Raw genomic sequence first — 19,616 nt, forward strand, 5'->3', positions numbered from 1 at the left:
TCGAACACCTTAACGTCCACTATGGATAAATCAAACACATGCACAAGGGTAGATAGATGCCCTGGATATGTTGTGTAGCAGGGCATCCAGGGACACATCGACCATTGCAAGATCGCGGGTTGCCGCACGCATTGATGGCTGTTATCTTCCTCGCAAGCCACGGGGGAACGGCGACTTGACGCAGTGCAGCGCCCGTCGCCGTCCTCGTCCCGGGTGTCGAGGAGGATCCTGTCTTCATGTTCTACAATAGACAGACTGAGAGCGCTCTCTCGGTCCAATTCGGACTCCGCCCGAGCGCGCCCCGATGAGCACGCCCACCGGGGCCGAGACCGTGGTCAAGCAGTACGTCGACGATCTCACCTTGGCTCTCGCCCAGCTCGAGACCGGCGCGATGACCGACGTGCTGGAGACGCTGGTCCTGGCGCTGCGCGCCGGCGACCGGGTCTTCGTGGCCGGCAACGGCGGCAGCAGCACCGCGGCCATCCACATCGCCAGCGACCTGACCGCGGCCTCCGACCGGCTCAGCAGCGCACCGCAGGCAGTCGCGCTGACGGAAAACATCGCGCGGGTCACGGCCATCGCCAACGACTTCTCGTACGACGAGATCTTCTCGCGCCAACTCGTCGGCTGGGGCAGGCCGCGCGACGTGGTGCTGCTGTTGAGCGTCAGCGGCCACTCGACCAACCTGGTGCGGGCGGCCAACACCGGTCGTGAGCTGGGCATGACCGTGCTGGCGGCGCTCGGCAACGCCGGCGAGATCGCGCGGCTCGCTGACCGGTCGGTCATCTTCGGCCAGGCCGACTACGGCCTCACCGAGGATCTGCACGTGGCTCTCGGCCACATGGCGGTGCGGGTGCTGCGCGGCGGCGACGCCTGCCGATACACGGATGGGCGAACCCGGTGAATCGCAAGGGTTCCAGGATCTTCCTCACGATCCGGTACCTCATCGGGCTTTTCGGACTGACCCTCACGCGCACCTCGCCGAAGCTCACCAGCTACCGGATCCACTCCGGCAAGGGTCGCCACGACGATTCGCGGCCGCTACCGCCGGGCATGGCCGCCGTGCTCGACGATCGCCACCCCGACCTCGTGGCGCTGCGCGGGCGATACAGCCAGCTCGCCTCGCCGTTCAAGGCCGGCAGCTTCTGGCGGCGCAGCCGCCGCCTGCGTGACCTGAACCTCGCGTACTTCCGCGGTGACAACGCGTACGTCTGGCAGCTACGCCAGCTCGGCGAGAACGCGCGCCTGAAGTTCTTCCTGTTCGCCCGCTACGTCAGCGCGCTCGACACCCACAAGCTCCTGGAGCGCACGGGCGAAGACGGCGCCTTCGGCTGCTGGGCGTTCGACTTCCAGACCATGCCGACCGCCAGCCGAGACCTGCTCGACTCCGTCAACGAGATGTACTTCCTGGACCGGCACTGGGGGCTGCTGTCCAAGATGGACTTCACCGTCGTCGACATCGGCGCCGGCTACGGCCGCCTCGCGCACCGCATGGTGGAGAGCGTTCCCGACCTGAAGCGGTACCTGTGCGTCGACGCGATCCCGGAGTCGACGTTCCTCAGCGAGCAGTACCTCAGGTACCGCAAGGTGGACCACAAGGCGACCGTGCTGCGGCTCGACGAGGTGGCCGACCGGCTGCCGGCGGAGCGTCCTGACCTGGCGGTCAACATCCACAGCTTCTCCGAGATGCCGATCGCCGTCATCGAGGCCTGGATCGAGCTGCTGGCGCGCTCCGGCGTGCCCACCCTCATGATCGTGCCCAACGAGGGCGACCAGCTGCTCAGCCTGGAAGACGACTACGTGCGGCTGGACTTCGGGCCGGTGCTGGAGCGCCACGGATACGTGCTCGCCGCGCGCGAGCCGACCATCACCGACCCGGACGTGCGCGACCTGGTCGGGATCGGCGACTGGTTCATGCTCTACCGCCGAGCCGCACCATGAACGAGCTGACCTGGGGGCAGCGGTTCGTCTGGGACATCCTGCAGTCACTGGCCCCGGCCAACCACTACATCAGCCTCCGGTTCCGGGTGCACGTGCCGACCGGCGCCACGCTCGACGGCGTACGCGATGCCCTGCACACCCTGGTGCGGCGGCACGAGTCACTGCGTACCCGATTCACCGTCGGCGCGGACGGCGAGCCACGGCAGCGGGCCGATCCCGCGGACGCCGTGCCCATGGAGGTCCACGAGACCGAGCCTGGCGGCGTACGCCGGCTCGCCGAGCAGGAGGAGGAACGGCTCTGGCGAGAGCCGTTCCGCCACGACACCGAGTGGCCACTGCGGGTGAGCGTCGTCGTCGCCGGCGGCCGTCCCCGGCAGGTGGTGTTCGTGTTCTCGCATCTCGCCGTCGACGCCTGGGGATGCGTGGTGCTGCGCAAGGAATTCCTCGACCTGCTGCGCGACGGCGACGCCGGGCATACGCAGGTCGGTTGGCAGGAGCAGGCCGGCTGGCAGCCGCGCGACCGGGCCGCGTTCGAGGCGTCGGTCGAGGGGCGCAACGCCAGCGACCTGTCCCTCGCGCACTGGCGCCGGGTGCTGGAGACCGCGCCGCAGACCGCCTTCCCCGCCCTGCCCGAGGCCGGCGAGACCCCGCTGTTTCCCGGCGTCGGCGTTCACTCGGTGGCGCTGGCGGCGGCCGCGCAGGCACTGGCCACACGGCACCGCGTCGGGCCGGCCGCAGTCCTGCTGGCCGCGCTGTCGACGGTCGTGGGCATCAGGACCGGCACGGAGGCCGTGCCCGTGTTGCTCGCGACCGGCAACCGGTTCACGCCGGTCGACGCCGCGTCGGTGGGCACGTTCTATCAGGCGGCGCCGGCGCTGATACGGCTCGACGCCGGGTCGCTGGCCGGCACCATCCGCAACGCGCACAAGGCGTCGACGGTGGCCTACCTGCGCGGCCAGAGCGACCCCCGCGACGTGGCGCGGCTGCTGGCCTCGGTGAAGCATCGGCGAGGCGTCGATTTCGAGCTTCAGACCACGGTCAATGTGGTGCCCGAGCCGGGCAGCGTGCGGATGCCGCCGGCCGTTCACGACGTCGCCGCGCTGCGCGAGATGACCGCGTCGACGCTCGTGTCCGATCTGGAGGGCCGCGACAACGAACGGCTGAAGCTGTACGTGCACGTCAAGGCCCTGCGCTCGCGCGCCGTCATCGAGTTGTTCTGCGACAGCCGCTACCTGACCGCCTCCGGAGCGCGGAAGGTGCTGGCCGGGCTGGAGCTGGTGCTGATCGAGATGCTCGACAGCGGCGACCTGACCCTCGAACGCGTCGCCGACCTGGTCGGGATCGCGCCGCTCGGCCGGTCCCCCGGTTGGGCTCACGTCGACAACTGCTGGGTCGACGTCGAGGCGGTGCGCGCACTCGTCGCCGGCCTGCCAGACGTCGTCGCTTCCGGGGTGTTCGTGGAGGCGCCGGCCCAGCTGGTCGCGTACGTCGTGGCGGCCGGTCCCAGTACGCCCGAGGGGCTGCACACCGCTGTGACGGGCCGGCTCGACGGGCACCTGAGCATGGCGCCGCACCGGTACGTCGTGTGCGGCGCGGCGCCCGCCCGGCCGGAGCTCCACGACGAGTGGCTGCGGCAACCGGTGCTCGCGCAGGGCAGTGGTCGAGCCGGCGAGGGAGGCTAGCGTGCTGTCGGTCATCATGCCCACGTACAACCAGGCCAGGTGCCTGGAGCTGACTCTCGGGTCACTCGCACGCCAGACCGCCGGCCGCGACCAGTTCGAGGTGGTCGTGGTCGACGACGCATCCACACAGGACATCCGCGCGGTGGTGGACCGGTTCGAGCCGGAGCTGCGGCTGCGATACGTGCGGCACGACACCAACCGGGGCCGGTCGGCGGCGCGGAACTTCGGAGTGGCCCAGTCCCGGGCCGACTGGCTGCTGCTCATGGACGCCGACTCCTACGCCGCACCGGACCTCGTCGAGCGGCACCTGCGGCGCCCCGGCGACACCCGTCCCGCGGTCGTGTACGGCCGGCGCGTCGAGCCCAGCTGGGGCACCTTCTCGGCGCTGCTGGAGGCGATGCCCGACGAGGCTGACCTGCTGCCGATGGAGGGCGACCACCGCGACCGGCCCCTGCGGGATGGCGACGCCGGCTTCGACGTGTACCGGCGCACCGCGTGGATGTTCGGCTTCACGCACAACCTCTCGCTCCCCCGCGACCTCTACCTGCGCATCGGCGGGTTCGACGAGTCGTTCGTCCAATGGGGATACGAGGACACCGACTTCACCTACCGGATCTACCGGCACTTCGGGCGTGACAACAGCCGCTTCCGGTACGACCCCGACGCCGTCTGCTACCACACGCCACACTTCCGCGACTGGTACACGGAGTGGGAGAACACCAAGCCGGTCCTGCCCTACCTGGTCCGCAAGTACCGGCACTACGACATCGAGTTCTTCACGCATCCGTCCGGCGACCACCGCCGGGTCGCCCGCACCCTGCCGTTCTACGAGGACTGCCGGGAGTTCATCCGCGACCACCCGGCCCGGGTCGCCGGCGACGCCGTCCGCAAGGCCGTCGCCCTGCCGGACTCGGCGAGCAGCCTCTGGATCGGGTTCGACGTCGACTCGGTGATGTCGACCGGCCGGGCGACAAGCATCGACCACGCGCTGCCGTTCGGGCCGGACAACCCGCACCTGTTCGGTGTCCGCACCCCGTACCCGGACGGCTCGTTCGACTACGCCGTGCACATCGACCTGTGGCGCATGCTCACGCCGATCGACCTGTCCGCGCTCATCATCGACAGCCTCCGGGTGGCCGGCGTAGCGGTGCTCGTGCTGTCGAAGGGCCTGCGCCGGGATCCCGCCGACGGCATCGGGATGATCGACGACCTGGAGTACCTGCTGTCCATCGTCGAGCCCCGGTACGACGCCCGCATCTCCTATGAGGACGACGAGATGGCCGTCGTCAGGCTGGGGCGGCGGTGACCGGCGGGCAGATCCTCGCCGTCGCGTTCGATCTCGACGGCACGCTGGTGGACCTGGAACGGTTCCACCACGACTCCCTGCTGCGGGCCGCCCGGGAGGTCGGGATCGAGCTGACCTGGGAGCAGGCGAGGCGGAGCGTGCCCAACTTCATCGGCGGCCCCGACGCCGTGGTGGCGGCCGGGATCGCGGCGCTGTCTCCGGCCGGTGCCGCGCCGGCCGAGATACTCGCGGCGAAGCAGCGCTACTTCACGACCGCGATCGGCGCCGTGAGCCAGATCGTGCCGCGAGACGGGGTCGGCGAGATACTCGACCAGCTCGGCCGCCAGGGCCTACCAGTAGCCGTGGGCACCGTCACCGAGCGCGAGATCGCGGTGGGCATCCTGGATCGGGCGGGACTGCTGCCGATGTTCGGCGAGGACCGCGTGGTGACGCTGGAAGACGTCCCGCGGCCGAAGCCGGCGCCCGACATCTATCTGGAGACGGCTCGACGGCTCGACGTGGAGCCCGTCGCCCAGCTGGTCTTCGAAGACTCGCTCACCGGCATGGCGGCCGCGCGGTCGGCCGGCAGCCCGTTCGTCGCCATGCCCACCGTGCGCGCCCCGGACTACCTGGCATCGGTCGGCGCGGCCGGCGCCTCGGCGGTATTTCGCGACTGGCGCGACCCCGGCCTGCTGTCATTGCTCGCACACCTGCTGGCCACACCGGGACGTGTCTACTATGGATGAACGCGATCGCGGCCCGCTGACCGCCGCGCAACGCCGCCTGTGGTTCCTCGACCGGCTCGAACCGGGCGACGCCGCCTACCACATCTCACTCACGGTCCTGCTGCGCGGCGACCTCGACACCGGCCGGCTGATCCACGCGTTCGACGCCGTCACGGCCCGGCACGAGAGCCTGCGCACCCGGTTCGTCGAGTCCGGCGGCGACCCGGTGCAGGAGGTGCTCCCCGCACGGCAGACCCGGGTCGAGCGGGCCGACGTGACCAGCGAGGCCGAGGCGCGGCGCGCCGTCGAGGAGCTGATCGCCCGCCCGTTCGACCTGGCCGAGGGGCATTTGCTCCGGGTCGGCCTGTATCGCCTCGGCCCGCGCGAGCACGTCCTCTGCGTCGTCACGCACCACATCGTCGGCGACGGCTGGTCGATGAACCTGCTCTACGTCCAGCTCGCCGAGGCGTACCGTGGCGTGGCTTCCACCGAGCCGGGCCTGCGCCCGCTCGACCACGCCCACGCCCGGCAGGGCACCGACGAGGCCGCACGCGAGTACTGGCGGGCGGCGCTGGCCGAGCCGCCGGTGCTGGAGCTGCCGCTCGACCGTCCACGCCCGCCGGTGCGCACCTCGGCCGGAGTCTCGACGACCCGGGTGTTCGACGGGGCACTGTGGACAGCGGTGCGCCAGGCGGCCCAGAAGCTGCGCTGCACACCGTTCATGCTGCTGATGACGGTCTACCAGCTGACGCTGGGGCAGGCCAGCGGGCAGGACGACATCGTCGTCGGTACCCCGGTCGCGGGACGCGACGAGGTGGCGGCGGAGTCGGTCTTCGGCTACTTCACCAGGATGCTGCTGCTGCGCGCCGACCTCTCCGGCGACATCACCTTCCGCGACCTGGTGCTGCGAACGCGAAAGAGCTGCATGGGCGCCTTCGCCCACCAGGAGATCCCGTTCGAGGGGCTCATCGCCGACCTGGACCTGCCCCGCGACCCGAGCCGCAACCCGCTGTTCCAGGCGGCATTCACGCTGCACTCCACGATGGACGTGTCGGCGACCGGGTTCCAGGGCTTCGAGGGCGTCGGCGTCGAGGAGTTCGGCGAAGGGATACGGCGCACGATCACCGACGTGGCGATGGACGTGTTCGTCAGCTCGACCGTGATCGACACGTGGCACAACGAGGCCCGGATGGACGTCCAGCTCACCTGCAGCGCCGACCTGTTCGACCCGGCGACCACCGAGGCGCTCGTCGACCGGTTCGCCACCGTGCTGCACGCCGCACTGGCCGATGTGGACACCCCGGTACGGTCGCTGCCGCTCGTCGACGAGCCCGCCCGAGCCGAGCTGCTGCGCATCGGCACCGGACCGGCCATCCCCGAAGGGCCGCCGCTGCTCGACCGCATCGAGAGCGCTGCCACCGGTACGCCTGAAGCTGTCGCCGTGGTCAGCGGCGCCGACCGGGTCAGCTATCGCGAGCTGTGGGCGCGCGCCGGCGCGCTGGCCGGCGCGTTGCGCGACGCAGGGGTCCGGCCCGGCCAGCTCGTGGGTGTGAGCGTGCCGCGCGGCCCGGACATGGTCGTCGCCCTGCTCGCGACGTGGCGTGCCGGCGCCGGCTACGTCCCGGTTGACCCGCGCCTGCCCGAGCGGCGCCGCGCGACGCTCGTCGAGCACGCCTCCGTCGCCGCCGTGATCACCGCCGATGGCGTCCATCGTGTACCGGCAGCGCCAGCGTCCACATGCGATCCCGCCTACGTGCTGTTCACGTCTGGCTCCACGGGTACCCCGAAACCGGTGCTCGTTGGCCGGGATGCTCTCGACGGCCGGGTCGCGTGGATGGTCGACGCCTACCGGCTCACCAACGCCGACCGGGTCGTGCAGTTCGCCGAGCTGAGTTTCGACACGCACGCCGAGGAGATCTGGCCCACCCTCGCGAGCGGCGGCACGCTGGTGCTGCTGCCGGACGGGCCGCAGTCGCTGCCGGAGGTACTGGCCGCCGACCCGGCCATCACCGTGCTCGACCTGCCGACCGCGTACTGGCAGGCGCTGCTCGACGTCGTGCCGGACTGGCCGGCCGCGCTGCGGCTGGTGATCCTGGGCGGCGAGCAGGTCGACGCGGCGGCGGTCGCCCGCTGGCGTGCCCGGCACGGCGACCGGATCCGGCTCACCAACACGTACGGGCCGACCGAGGCGACCATCATCGCCACCGCGGTCGACCTGGGCGCCGCCGACACCGGCCGGCGGCCACCGATCGGGCGCCCGCTCGGTGGGGTACGCGCCTACGTGCTCGACACGGCCGGACGGCTCGTGCCGCGTGGCGCGGCCGGCGAGCTGTGCCTGGCCGGTACTGGGCTCGCCGACGGCTACCTGGGCCTGCCGGAGCTGACCGTCGAGCGGTTCCGTCCCGACCCGTACAGCGGCGGTCTGCTCTACCGCACCGGCGATCGGGCGCGGTGGCGCGCAAACGAGCCGGTGCTGGAGTTCCTCGGCCGCCTTGACCGGCAGCTCAAGGTGCGGGGCGTGCGGATCGAGCCGGGCGAGGTCGAGTCCGTCCTCACTGGACACCCCGGCGTGGGCCAGGCGGCGGTAACGGCACACGCGGACACTCTCGTCGCCTACGTGACCGGCACAGCCAGCGTCGACGACGTGCGCGCGTACGCCGCCGAGCGGCTGCCCACGCTGCTCGTACCGAGCGTCGTCGTGCCGCTGCCGGCGCTGCCGTTGACCCCGCACGGAAAGGTCGATATCGCCGCGCTTCCGGCGCCGACGGTCGCTGACGAGGTCCGCACCGTCTACGAGGCGCCGCGCACCGACGCGGAGGAGTTGGTCGCCGACATCTTCGCCGAGCTGCTGCGCGTCGAGCGCGTCGGCGCGCACGACGACTTCTTCGTCCTCGGTGGACACTCGCTGCTCGCGCTCCGGGTCATCGCCCGCCTCCGGGCCGCGGTGAGCCTCGATCTGCCCGTCCGGCTGCTGTTCAAGTACCCCACGGTCGCCGGGTTCGCTGAGGCGGTGGAGACCGCGCTGATCGCCGAGATCGACCGGCTCACCGACGAAGAGGCCGCCGCCCAGCTAGCCGCCGCCGAGGCACAACCGTGACGGATCAACTCTCTGCCGCCAAGCGGTCGTTGCTTACCGCGCGGCTCAAGCGGACCACCGCACCGGTCGAGACGATCGCGCCCCGGCCGCCGGGGACGGCGGTGCCGCTTTCGCTGGCGCAGGAGCGGCTGTGGTTCATGGAGCAGTACGCGCCGGGCACGGCGGCGTACACGGTGCCGGTCGTGCTGCGGCTGGGCGGGGCGCTGGACACGACCGCGCTCGCCGCCGCCCTGGACACGGTCGCGGCCCGGCACGAGAGCCTGCGGATGCGCTTCGACGCCACCCTCGACGGCCAGCCGGTGCTGCACATCGACGACACCATGCCGATCGGGCTCGACGTCATCGAGGCGGAAGGCACGAGCACCGCGGCTCGCGAGGAGTGGGTGCGCGAGGCGGTCCGGGCCCGGCTCGCCACACCGTTCGACCTGACCCGGGGTCCGCTGCTGCGTGCCGCCCTGTACGCCATCGGGCCCGACGACCACGTGCTCGCGCTCACCGCGCACCACATCGTCTGCGACGGCTGGTCGGTCGACCTGCTCGTCGGCGAGCTCCTCACCCTGCTGGCCGGCGACTCCCTGCCGCCGCTGGGAAGGCAGTACGGCGACTTCGCGGTGTGGCAGCGCGACCGCCAGCGACAGCGGCTCGCCGATGGCAGCCGGGATCGCGACGTCGCGTACTGGCGCGAGCGGCTCGGCGGCGTACCCCCGCTGGACCTGCCCACGGACCGGCCGCGCCCCGCGGAGCTGACGTTTCGCGGCGCTCCGGCTGGTGTGCGCCTCGACGGCGAGACGGCGCAGGCGCTCAAGCGCCTCGCGCTCGCGCACGGCGCCACGCTCTACATGGTGGTGCTCGCCGCCTACGCGGCGGTCCTGGCCCGGTTTGCCCGGCAGGAGGATTTCGCGATCGGGTCGCCGCAGGCCGGGCGCACGCACGCGGAGCTCGAACCGATGGTCGGCATGTTCGTCGACATGCTGATAAACCGGATCGACACGGCTGGCGACCCCACCTTCACCGAGCTCGTGCGCCGGGTGCGAGACACCACTGTGGACGGGTACGCCCACCAGGAACTGCCGTTCGAGGAGCTGGTCGCCGCGCTGGACGTGCCGCGCGACCTCGGCCGCTCCGCCGTCTTCCAGGCGGCCCTGTCGATGCGCACCTACGCGAGCCAGGCCCTCGGCACGGCGCTCCGCGTGGAGCCGTTCGTCGTCGAGGCGGTCGCGACCCGCTTCGACCTCGAGCTCGATCTGGTCGACGGCGACGGCCTCGCCGGCGCGTTCATCTACAACCGCGACCTGTTCACCGGCGAGACGGTGCGGCGGATCGCCGACACGTTCGTCGACTTCGCGCGCGAGGCGGCGCGCGACCCTGACCGGCCACTCAGCCGCCTGCTCATCGCCGGCGGCCCGCCCGCTTCGTGGAACGACACGGCGGCCGAGTTTCCGGACGGCGCGACGCTACACGGGCTCATCCAGGCCCGGGTGGCCGCCACCCCCGACGCGCCCGCGGTCACGTTCGAGGGCACCACGCTGACGTATCGCGAACTGGCCGCGCGCGCCAACCAGATCGCCCACCGGCTGCGCGAGCACGGTGCCGGCCCCGGACGGCTCGTCGCGGTGTGCACGCACCGGAGCCCCGACCTCGTCGCCGCCCTGCTCGGCGTACTGGTCTCCGGCGCGGCGTACCTGCCACTGGACCCGGACCACCCGGCCGAGCGGCTCGGGTTCATGCTCGCCGACGCCGACGCGGTGGCCGTACTGACCGCCGGGTCAGCGCGAGACGCGTTGCCGCCCGCCGACCGCCCGGTACTGGCCCTCGACGACCCGGCCGTGTGGGCGGGCGCCGCCACGACCGCGCCGGAGCCGCTTGCCGGCCCCGGTGACGCCGCCTACGCCATCTACACCTCCGGCTCGACCGGGCAGCCCAAGGGAGTCGTCAACGGGCATCGCGGCATCGTCAACCGGCTACACTGGATGCAGCGCCGCTACGGCCTGACCGCGGCCGACACCGTGCTGCAGAAGACCCCGGTCGGGTTCGACGTGTCGGTCTGGGAGTTCTTCTGGCCGCTGCTCGCCGGCGCCCGCATGGTGCTGGCCCGGCCGGACGGGCACAAGGACGCCGCCTACCTGCGCGACCTGATCGTCGCCGAGCGTGTCACGACCGTCCACTTCGTACCGTCCATGTTGGGTATCTTCCTGACTGAAGACGGGATCACGAGCTGCACCTCGCTGCGCCGCGTCATCTGCAGCGGTGAGGAGCTGCCCGTCGACCTGGCACTGCGCACGCTCACCGCACTGCCCGGCGCCGAGTTGCACAACCTGTACGGGCCGACCGAGGCCGCCATCGACGTGACCGCCTACCGCTGCACGGTCGAGAACCTGACCGGGGTGGCCCGGGTGCCGATCGGCGCCCCGATCGACAACACGCGGGTCTACGTGCTCGACGAGCACGGCCAGCCGCTGCCGGTGGGCGTACCGGGCGAGCTGCACCTGGCCGGCGTGGGGCTGGCGCACGGATACCTCAACCGGCCCGAGCTGACCGCCGAGAAGTTCGTCACCGGCCTCGACGGCCAGCGCCTGTACCGCACCGGCGACCTCGCCCGCTGGCGCCCCGACGGCACGGTGGACTTCCTCGGCCGGATCGACGGGCAGGTGAAGCTGCGCGGCCTGCGGATCGAGCTGGGCGAGATCGAGGTGGCGCTGCGCGAGCGGCCCGGCGTGCGCGAGGCCGCCGTGGTCGTGCGCGAAGACACCCCCGGCGACAAGCGGCTCGTGGCGTACCTCGTCGTGACCGCCCCGGTCGACGTCGCCGCGCTCCGCCTCGCCCTCAAACGGCGGCTGCCCGACTACATGGTGCCGGGCGCCTTCGTCGAGCTGCCTGAGCTGCCGCTGAGCCCGAGCGGCAAGCTCGACCGGCGCCGGCTGCCCGTGCCGCAGCGCGGCCGCGACGCGGGTTCTCCCTACGCGGCGCCGGAAACGCCGACCGAGATCATGGTGGCGGGCGTCTGGGCCGAGGTGCTCGACGTGGAGCGGGTCGGCCTCGACGACGACTTCTTCGACCTCGGCGGGCATTCGCTGCTCGCCATCCAGGTCGTCGCGAAGCTGCGCCGCGCCGCCGGAGCCGGCCTGTCCATCATGGACCTGTTCAAGCACCGCACGGTTCGCGAGCTGGCCCAGCTCATCGACGTACCGCCCGACCAGCGCGGCCCCCGATCGCTGCTACATGAGCTGACCCGCCCGGTACCGGTCAGCCAACGGATACGCAGTCTCGTCTGCGTGCCGTACGGCGGCGGCAGTGCCGTGGTGTACCAGCCGCTCGCCGACGCAATGCCGGCCGGGCACCGGCTGTTCTCCGTCGCCATTCCCGGCCACGACATCGGCCTGGACGAAGAGGCGCTGTCCTTCGACACTCTCGCGGAGCGCTGCGTCACCGAGATCCTGGAGAAGGTCGACGGGCCCATCGCGCTCTACGGCCACTGTGGCGTCGGCTCAGCGCTCATCGTCGAGATCGCCCGCCGCCTGGAGCAGCGCGGCCGCGAGCTCGACGCCGTCTACATCGGAGCGATCTTCCCCTTCGCCCGGCCCAGGAGCCGGGTGTGGTCGGCGCTGTCCCGGCTGACCCGCATGGAGCCGCTGCGCTCCGACAAGGTCTACAGCAACTGGCTGACCTCCATGGGTGTCGACATGAGCGACATCGAGCCCGGCCAGGCCCGCCAGATCATCCGCAACATGCGCCGCGACTCCGACAGCGCCGAGGCGTACTTCACCGAGCTGATGCACGGCGACACCGAGCGGCTGCGCGCCCCGATCATCACCGTGGCCGGCGAGCGCGACCCGGCGACCGAGTTCTACTCGGAACGCTTCCGGGAGTGGCACTTCCTGACCGATCAGACAGCCGTCGTCGTGCTCGACGAGGCCGGCCACTTCTATCTGAAGTGGCGCGCCGAGGAGCTCGCCGCGATCGTCACCACCGTCGACAAGGCACAGGAGCCCTCTCCGCGCGGACCGCGGGCCACCTGGTGGCTGCACGACACCTCCCGGTCCACCGGAAGAGTCGCGCCCAGCGGGCCGCAGCCGAGCATGGGTCGCTTCCTGCTCGTCGCGCTCGCACAGCTCATCTCCCTGCTCGGCTCCACCCTGACCGACGTGGCGCTACCGCTGTGGGTGCTCAAGGAGACCGGGTCGCTGCTGAACTTCGCGCTGATCGCCGTCGCCGGGCTCGTCCCGGGCCTGCTGGTGCTGCCGGTCGCGGGCGCCATCGTCGACCGGCACAGCAGGCGCGCCGTCATGCTCTGCGGCGACGTCGGTGCAGGCGGCACGCAACTACTGCTCGGCGTCCTACTGTGGACCGGCTCGCTGCAGACGTGGCACATCTACCCGCTGATCGCGCTGCTGTCGGTGTCGCTACAGTTCCAGCGGCTCGCGTACGCGTCGGCCATCCCGCAACTGGTGCCCAAGCAGTACCTCGGCCACGCCAACGGCGTCGTGCAGATGGTCGGCGGCATCGCCACCACCATGATGCCGCTGCTGTCGGTGGCGCTGCTGGCCGTCATCGACCTCGGCGGCATCCTGATCATCGACGTGCTCAGCTACGCCGTCGCCATTACCATCGTGCTGCTGGTGCGCTTCCCCCGCACGCTGGCGTGGCGCTCGAAGGAGAGCCTGGCCACCGAGATCCGCGAGGGCTTCCGGTTCTCGTGGGGGCACCGTGGTTTCCGCGCGATGCTGCTGTTCTTCATGGGCCTCAACGTGTTCCTGTCACCGCTTTTCCTGATGGTCACGCCTCTGGTACTGGCCTTCGCCGGCCTCGACCAGGTCGCGCAGGTGTCGGTCGCGGGCGGCGTCGGTGCGTTCCTCGGCGGCCTGGCGATGAGCATCTGGGGTGGGCCGCGGCACCGGCGCCTGCACACGTTGCTCTGCTGCACGCTGGTGCTGGCGGCCTTCTGCCTCCTCATCGGCCTGCGGCCGGCCCTGTGGCTGATCGCCGCCGGCGCCTTCGGCATGTCGATGTGGCTGGTACTGCTCAACGGCGTCTACACCACCATCGTGCAGGTCAAGGTGCCGCAACGGTTCCACGGTCGGGTGTTCGCCATCAACACCGTCATCGCCTGGTCCACATTGCCTATTGGCTGGACGCTGGTCGGCCCGTTCGGCTCCAGCCTCCTCGAACCCTTGATGGCACCGGACGGGGCGCTCGCCGGCACGGTCGGGCGGGTCATCGGGGTCGGCGAGGGCCGCGGCATCGGCCTGCTGTACCTGGTGTTGGCGTGCGCCATCGGGGCCCTGGTACTGGTGTCGATGCGGGTGCCGCGCATCGCCCGGTTCGACGACGAGGTGCCCGACGCACAACCCGACGACCAGGCCGGGCTGGAGGCGCTGCGCGCCAGGGGGTCACTGTGAACGCCACGACCGTGCCGCAGCTGCTCGCCGCACGCGCCGCCGCCGAGCCGGCACACGTCGCCGTCAGCCAGGGAAACAACACCCTCGACCTGGGCACCTGGCAGGCCCGCACCCAGGCCATCGCCGCCGGGCTGCGGGCGGCTGGAGTACAGGCCGGGGAGCGGGTCGGACTGCTGTTTGGTGCTCAGGACTGGGTCGCGTACGCGTGTGCGTACACCGGAGTGCTCGCCGCCGGTGCGGTCGCTGTTCCACTGTCGACTCGCAGCGCCGTCGCCGAGCTGGTGTACATGCTGGAGCACAGCGGCGCGACCGGCCTGCTGTACGGTCCGACCGCGCAGCCGCCCGACGTGAAGACACGGCTGTGCTGGGATTCCTACGCGGTCGCGGCGCTGCCCGACGCGGAGCCGTTGCCGGGGCCCGGGCCGGCCGACGCGGCGCAGATCCTCTACACCTCCGGCACGACCGGGCGCCCCAAGGGCGTCACCGCCGCGCACGCCAACCTGACCCACGGTTTCCGGCTCCGCCCGCCACTGCGGCCACTGGCCCACTCGCGGCAGTTCCTGCACGCGTTCCCGATCGGCACCAACGCCGGCCAGACGATGCTGTTCAACGCGCTCTACGCGCACGCCGGAATGCTGGTGACCGCCCGGTTCGGCCCCGACCACTTCGCGCGGCTGATCGAGCGGCAGGCGGTCGGCAGCGTCTTCGTGGTGCCGGCGATGGCGATCGAGCTGCTGCGCTCCGGGGCGCTGGAACGCCACGACATGACGAGCGTGGCGCTGCTCGGCTCGACCGCCGCGGCCCTGCCACCCACCGTGGCCGCCGGGCTCGCGGCGGCGCTGCCCCGCGCCACCATCGTCAATTACTACACCTCCACCGAGGCGGCGCCCACACAGTCCACAGTGGTCTTCGAGCCGGATCGGCCGGGCGCGTTGGGCAAGGTCGTCGCCGGTGGCGCGCTGCGCGTGTACGACGACGCGGGCCAGCCGTGTCCCGCCGGGGTGACCGGCGAGGTGTGGATGCGCTGCGCGGGCACCGCACGGTCCTATCACGACGATCCGGCCGCCACCCGCCACGTGTTCCGCGACGGCTGGACCCGGATGGGCGACCTCGGCTACTTCGACCCCGACGGCTACCTCTACCTCGTCGACCGGGAAAGCGACGTCATCAAGAGCGGCGCCGACAAGGTGTCGACGGTCGCGGTCGAGGCGGCCCTGCACGAGCACCCCGAGATCGTCGAAGCCGCGGTGTTCGGCCTGCCCGATCCGGTACTGGGCATGGCGCCCGCCGCAGCGCTCGTGGCCACCCGCCCGCTGAGCCTCGGTGAGGTGCGCCGGTTCCTCGCCACCCGGCTGGCCGGTCACGAGCAGCCGAGCCGGATCACCCACGTCGACGAACTGCCGCGCAACGCCGGCGGCAAGGTCGTCAAACACCGACTGCGCGCACTCTTCGACCGAGAGGCGAACTCATGACTGGCATCCCGATGACCCTTGCCCAGCAGGGCATCTGGTTCACCGAACGGGCCGGCGGCGCCTCGACGGCGTACACGCTGGCCGTGTCGCTGACCGTGCCGGGCCCGGTGTCCGTGGATGAGGCGTGGGCCGCGGTCACCAAGCGGCACCCGCTGCTCGCGTCCACTGTGGTCGAGACGGACGGCGTACCGCTGCTGGTGCCCACCGATCCCGCGACTGTCCACCACGGCGAGGCCGGCGCGGCGGCCATCGCCGCCGAGATCGCCGCCGGCTTCGACCTCACCGCCGGCCCGCTCGCCCGCTGCGCGGCGCTGCGAGCGGGCGACGGCAGCACAGTCCTGCTCATCGTCGCCCACCATCTGGTCTTCGACGGGGGCGGCAAGGACGTGCTCGTCGCCGACTTGGCCAGGGCCATCGCCGGCGAGGCGCTCGACGCGGGCTCACCCACCGCGCTGGCGGCGGCTGTACAGGCACAGGCCAGCCGCATCGCCGGGGCGCTCCCGGCGGCGCGCGACTTCTGGTCCCAGCGCCCGGCACCGTCCACAGAGGTCGTCCTGCCCGGCCTGTCGGGTACACCCACCGCCGCCGAACCCGCCACTCAGCTCGACATCGAGTGGACCCGGGAGTTGGACACCGCCCTGACAGCCGGGGCGGCCGCGCTCGGGGCGACCCGGTTCGAGCTGCTGCTCGCGGGCCTGCACGCCGTGCTCGCCCGCTACGGCAACGGCGTCCCCTCGGTGGCCGTCGACCTGTCCACGCGCCGCCCCGAGACGGCTGGCGAGCTCGGCATGTGGGTCAACGAGCTGCCCGTCACCGTCGAGGTCGACCCGGCGGCGTCCTTCGCCGACCTGGTGCGCGCGGTGCGGGCCGAGGCGCGCGCCGTCTACGAGTACCGCGAGGTGCCGCTCGGGCGCGCGCTTCCCGGCCTGCCACCACGCCCCGCCCTCGCTCCCGTCTCCATCAGCTACCGCCGACTGACCACTCAGTCAGCCACTGTGGACTGGCTGCTCGCACCGGCAGCCGTCCGCAGCGCACTGCACCTGCACCTGGTCGACGCACCGGATGGCCTCAGCGGGCGGATCCATGTACCCGAGCGGCTGCTGGCGGCCGACGACGCCGCGCGGATCGCCGGGCACCTGCGTGTCCTGCTCGCCGCGGCTCTTGCCGATCCTGATCGGCCGCTCGGCGGCCTCGACCTGCTGGTCCCGGCCGAGCTGGCGCTGCTCGACCGGCTGAACGCCACCGCGCGGCCCCGACCGGCCACCACCGTGCTCGACCTGGTCCGCGCGGCCGCACAGTCCACTCCGGACGCGACCGCCGCGGTCGGCGACAGCGGCACGATGACGTACCGGGAGCTGGTCGCCGCCGCACACCGCATCGGGCACGGGCTGCGCCGGCGCGGCGTCGGCTCCGGCGACGTCGTGGGGCTCTGCGCCCAGCGGGGCGTCGAGCTCGTCGCGGGCGTACTCGGCATCCTCGCCGCGGGCGCCGCCTACCTGCCGCTGGATCCGACGTATCCGGTGGGCCGGCTCGACTACATCGCCACCGACGCCGGCATCAAGCTGATCCTCGGCCACGTCTCGGCCGCCCCTGCCGGGCTCCCCGCCGAGTTGCTCCCGCTCGACGGCCTGGCCGCCTTCGCGGACGAGCCCGACACCGAGCCGACCGCCACCGATCCGGACGGGCTCGCCTACGTCATCTACACGTCCGGCTCGACCGGCCGGCCCAAGGGCGTCGAGATCGGCCATGCCGCGCTGGCCAACCTCATCGCCGCGATGGGAGAGCTGATCGGCGCCGCCCCCACTGACCGGTGGCTCAACCTGACCACCCTCTCCTTCGACATCAGCGGCCTCGAACTGTTCGCGCCGCTCACCACCGGCGGCCGCGTCGTGGTGGCCGCCGACGCCGCCGTCCGCGAGGGCGCCACGCTCGCCCGCCTCATCCGCGACGCCGGCATCACCCACGTGCAGGCCACGCCCTCCAGCTGGCAGATGCTCCTCGACGCCGGCTGGACCGGTGCGCCGATCACCGCGCTCAGCGGCGGCGAGGCGCTCCCGCTGCCGCTCGCCCGCCGGTTGCGTCCGCTCGTCGACCGGCTGATCAACGTGTACGGGCCGACGGAGACGACGATCTGGTCCACGGCGGCCTCGATTCCGGCCGCCCCGACGCGCGTCACCATCGGTCAGCCGCTCGCCAACACCACCCTGCACGTCCTGGACTCCCGCCTGCGACCGGCCCCGGTCGGCGTACCCGGTGAGCTGTGCATCGGCGGCGCCGGACTGGCCCGCGCCTACCGGGGACGGCCGGAGCTGACCGCCGAGCGGTTCGTGACCGGCGCCGGCGGGCAGCGGATCTACCGCACCGGCGACCAGGTGCGGCTCGGCGCCGACGGCGAGATCGAGTTCCTCGGTCGGGCCGACAACCAGGTCAAGCTGCGCGGGCACCGCATCGAGCTCGGCGAGATCGAGCAGGCGCTGCTCGGCGCGCCCGGGGTGGTGCAGGCTGCGGTGGCGGTCCGGGTGTCGGAACTCGTGGCCTACCTGGTCGGCGCGGGCGACCTACCGCCGATCCGGGCGCACGTCGCGCAGACCCTGCCCCGGTACATGATCCCGATGCACTACGTCCGGCTAGACCGGCTCCCTCAGACGCTCAACGGCAAGCTCGACCGGGCCGCCCTGCCCGCACCGGATCGCACCGAGGCCGCGCCCGTGACCGCCGCCCCGGACCTGACCCAGATCGTCACCGGCATCTGGTGCGAGGTGCTCCGCGTCGACGAGATCGCCCCCGACGACACCCTCTTCGACCTGGGCGGCCACTCGTTGACGATCATGCAGATCACCGCGCGGGTCCGGAAGGCGCTCGGCGTCGAGGTGCCGTTCGACGTCTTCTTCGACACCCCGACGATCGACGGCGTGGTCAGCGCCATCGACGAGTTGCGACAGGAGCAGCCCGAGTGACCGACATCCATCAGGAACTCGCCACCTTGGTCGCCGAGGCCAGCGACGGGCAGATCAGCGTCGCGGAGGCGCTGGCGGAGTCGGAGTCGCTGGGGCTGCTGGGGTTGACGTCGATGGGCTACGTCCGCCTGATCCAGGCCGTAGAGCGCCGCTACGGCGTGGCCGTGGAAGTAGACGACGACCTCTCCACCCTCGACACCGTGCCCGCCCTCGCCGCCTACCTGCGGACTTCCGCTCCCCCCACGTCGTGATCAGGGCGTCCCTGGCGGGGGTTTGACGCCGGCTCGGATGGCTCTTGGCGATGCGTGCAGGACCTGCCTGCACGCCTTGTTGAACGCCTGGAGGTCGCGGATGCCAACGCTGGCGGCGACCGCGGCGATGGGCAGTGTCGAGGAGCGCAACAGGTGTTCGGCGCGGGCGAGGCGCCGGGCCCGGATGTAGGCGACCACGGTGCTGCCCAGCTCCGCGCGGAAGAGGCGGGTCAGGTGGTTGTGCGAGATGCCCGCCGCCCGCGCGATGGCCGGTACCTCGAGCGGTCCGGCGAGATTCGACTCGATGTACGCGACAGCGGCGCCGATCGCGGCGTGCGTGCCTCTGTCCTCAGTAGACTCGGCCAGGTGGGCGACCCGCCAGAGGGCGGCCCAGATCTGCGCGACCGCCTGTGCGGGGCTGCGTGCGAACACGTCGATGGCGTGTTGCATCAGGTCGGACAGCACCGGCACCTGCGCACCCGCGTCCTGCATGACCGGCACGTCGACGGCCCGGCCCGAAGCGGGCAGGCGCAGGTGCGCGTACAGGTGCTCGGAGCGCCCCTGGTACTGGTACCGGACCACCACGCGCGGCGGGACGAGGCTGACGTTTCCCGGCAGGATCGCGTGGGCGACGCCGTCGACGACGATGTCGGCGTGGTAGCGGTACAGGTGCAGCTGCCACAGGTCGGGTAGCTGGAAGACATCCTGCCGTCTGGTGGTGCCGTGCACTCCCACCCCCACGTTGACCACGTCGGGCGGTGCGTCGAGGTAGACGCGGACAAGATGACGACCCATGGTGAGAATTTACCA

11 protein-coding genes are annotated in these 19,616 nt (G+C 71.8%); 10 read left to right on the forward strand and 1 reads right to left on the reverse strand.

Annotated features, from left to right (window positions below; all coding sequences use genetic code 11):
* The first annotated feature begins 304 nt into the window (after window positions 1-304).
* From QMG73_RS10550 to QMG73_RS10595, 10 genes are read left to right on the forward strand one after another with little or no spacing between them, the layout of a single operon-like run.
* Window positions 305-904: a D-sedoheptulose-7-phosphate isomerase gene (locus QMG73_RS10550; protein ID WP_281894081.1), complete on the forward strand. Its 600-nt coding sequence runs from the start codon at window positions 305-307 to the stop codon at window positions 902-904.
* The gene (locus QMG73_RS10555) at window positions 901-1,941 is read left to right on the forward strand and encodes a putative sugar O-methyltransferase (RefSeq protein WP_281894083.1); all 1,041 of its coding nucleotides are present in this window, start codon (window positions 901-903) and stop codon (window positions 1,939-1,941) included. Before QMG73_RS10550 ends, QMG73_RS10555 begins: the two co-directional genes overlap by 4 nt.
* Window positions 1,938-3,623, forward strand: a complete 1,686-nt coding sequence (locus tag QMG73_RS10560; protein WP_281894084.1) for a condensation domain-containing protein — start codon at window positions 1,938-1,940, stop codon at window positions 3,621-3,623. Before QMG73_RS10555 ends, QMG73_RS10560 begins: the two co-directional genes overlap by 4 nt.
* A 1-nt stretch (window position 3,624) precedes the next feature.
* Window positions 3,625-4,929, forward strand: coding sequence for a glycosyltransferase family 2 protein (locus QMG73_RS10565; protein WP_281894085.1), 1,305 nt, complete (start codon window positions 3,625-3,627; stop codon window positions 4,927-4,929).
* Window positions 4,926-5,654, forward strand: coding sequence for an HAD family hydrolase (locus QMG73_RS10570; protein ID WP_281894086.1), 729 nt, complete (start codon window positions 4,926-4,928; stop codon window positions 5,652-5,654). Before QMG73_RS10565 ends, QMG73_RS10570 begins: the two co-directional genes overlap by 4 nt.
* Window positions 5,647-8,730 carry an amino acid adenylation domain-containing protein gene (locus QMG73_RS10575; protein ID WP_281894087.1) on the forward strand — a complete coding sequence of 1,028 codons (3,084 nt, stop codon included), beginning with the start codon at window positions 5,647-5,649 and terminating at the stop codon, window positions 8,728-8,730. The genes QMG73_RS10570 and QMG73_RS10575 overlap by 8 nt, the downstream gene beginning before the upstream one ends.
* Window positions 8,727-14,126: a non-ribosomal peptide synthetase/MFS transporter gene (locus QMG73_RS10580; RefSeq protein WP_281894088.1), complete on the forward strand. Its 5,400-nt coding sequence runs from the start codon at window positions 8,727-8,729 to the stop codon at window positions 14,124-14,126. The genes QMG73_RS10575 and QMG73_RS10580 overlap by 4 nt, the downstream gene beginning before the upstream one ends.
* The gene (locus QMG73_RS10585; protein ID WP_281894090.1) at window positions 14,123-15,598 is read left to right on the forward strand and encodes a class I adenylate-forming enzyme family protein; all 1,476 of its coding nucleotides are present in this window, start codon (window positions 14,123-14,125) and stop codon (window positions 15,596-15,598) included. Before QMG73_RS10580 ends, QMG73_RS10585 begins: the two co-directional genes overlap by 4 nt.
* Window positions 15,595-18,555, forward strand: a complete 2,961-nt coding sequence (locus QMG73_RS10590) for a non-ribosomal peptide synthetase (RefSeq protein ID WP_281894092.1) — start codon at window positions 15,595-15,597, stop codon at window positions 18,553-18,555. Before QMG73_RS10585 ends, QMG73_RS10590 begins: the two co-directional genes overlap by 4 nt.
* Entirely contained in the window at window positions 18,552-18,806 is a 255-nt protein-coding gene (locus tag QMG73_RS10595; RefSeq protein WP_281894093.1) for an acyl carrier protein, read from the forward strand. Before QMG73_RS10590 ends, QMG73_RS10595 begins: the two co-directional genes overlap by 4 nt.
* Here the strand turns inward: QMG73_RS10595 and QMG73_RS10600 are convergent, their stop codons facing one another.
* Window positions 18,807-19,601: an AraC family transcriptional regulator gene (locus tag QMG73_RS10600; protein ID WP_281894094.1), complete on the reverse strand. Its 795-nt coding sequence runs from the start codon at window positions 19,599-19,601 to the stop codon at window positions 18,807-18,809.
* Between the last annotated feature and the right edge of the window lie 15 nt (window positions 19,602-19,616).

Source organism: Phytohabitans aurantiacus, assembly GCF_027923225.1.
Lineage (GTDB): Bacteria > Actinomycetota > Actinomycetes > Mycobacteriales > Micromonosporaceae > Phytohabitans > Phytohabitans aurantiacus.

Coding starts and splice junctions, on each gene's coding strand:
- QMG73_RS10590 (WP_281894092.1), top strand. CDS start 15,595: ATGACTGGCATCCCGATGACCCTTGCCCAGCAGGGCATCTGGTTCACC.
- QMG73_RS10600 (WP_281894094.1), bottom strand. CDS start 19,601: ATGGGTCGTCATCTTGTCCGCGTCTACCTCGACGCACCGCCCGACGTG.
- QMG73_RS10560 (WP_281894084.1), top strand. CDS start 1,938: ATGAACGAGCTGACCTGGGGGCAGCGGTTCGTCTGGGACATCCTGCAG.
- QMG73_RS10550 (WP_281894081.1), top strand. CDS start 305: ATGAGCACGCCCACCGGGGCCGAGACCGTGGTCAAGCAGTACGTCGAC.
- QMG73_RS10575 (WP_281894087.1), top strand. CDS start 5,647: ATGGATGAACGCGATCGCGGCCCGCTGACCGCCGCGCAACGCCGCCTG.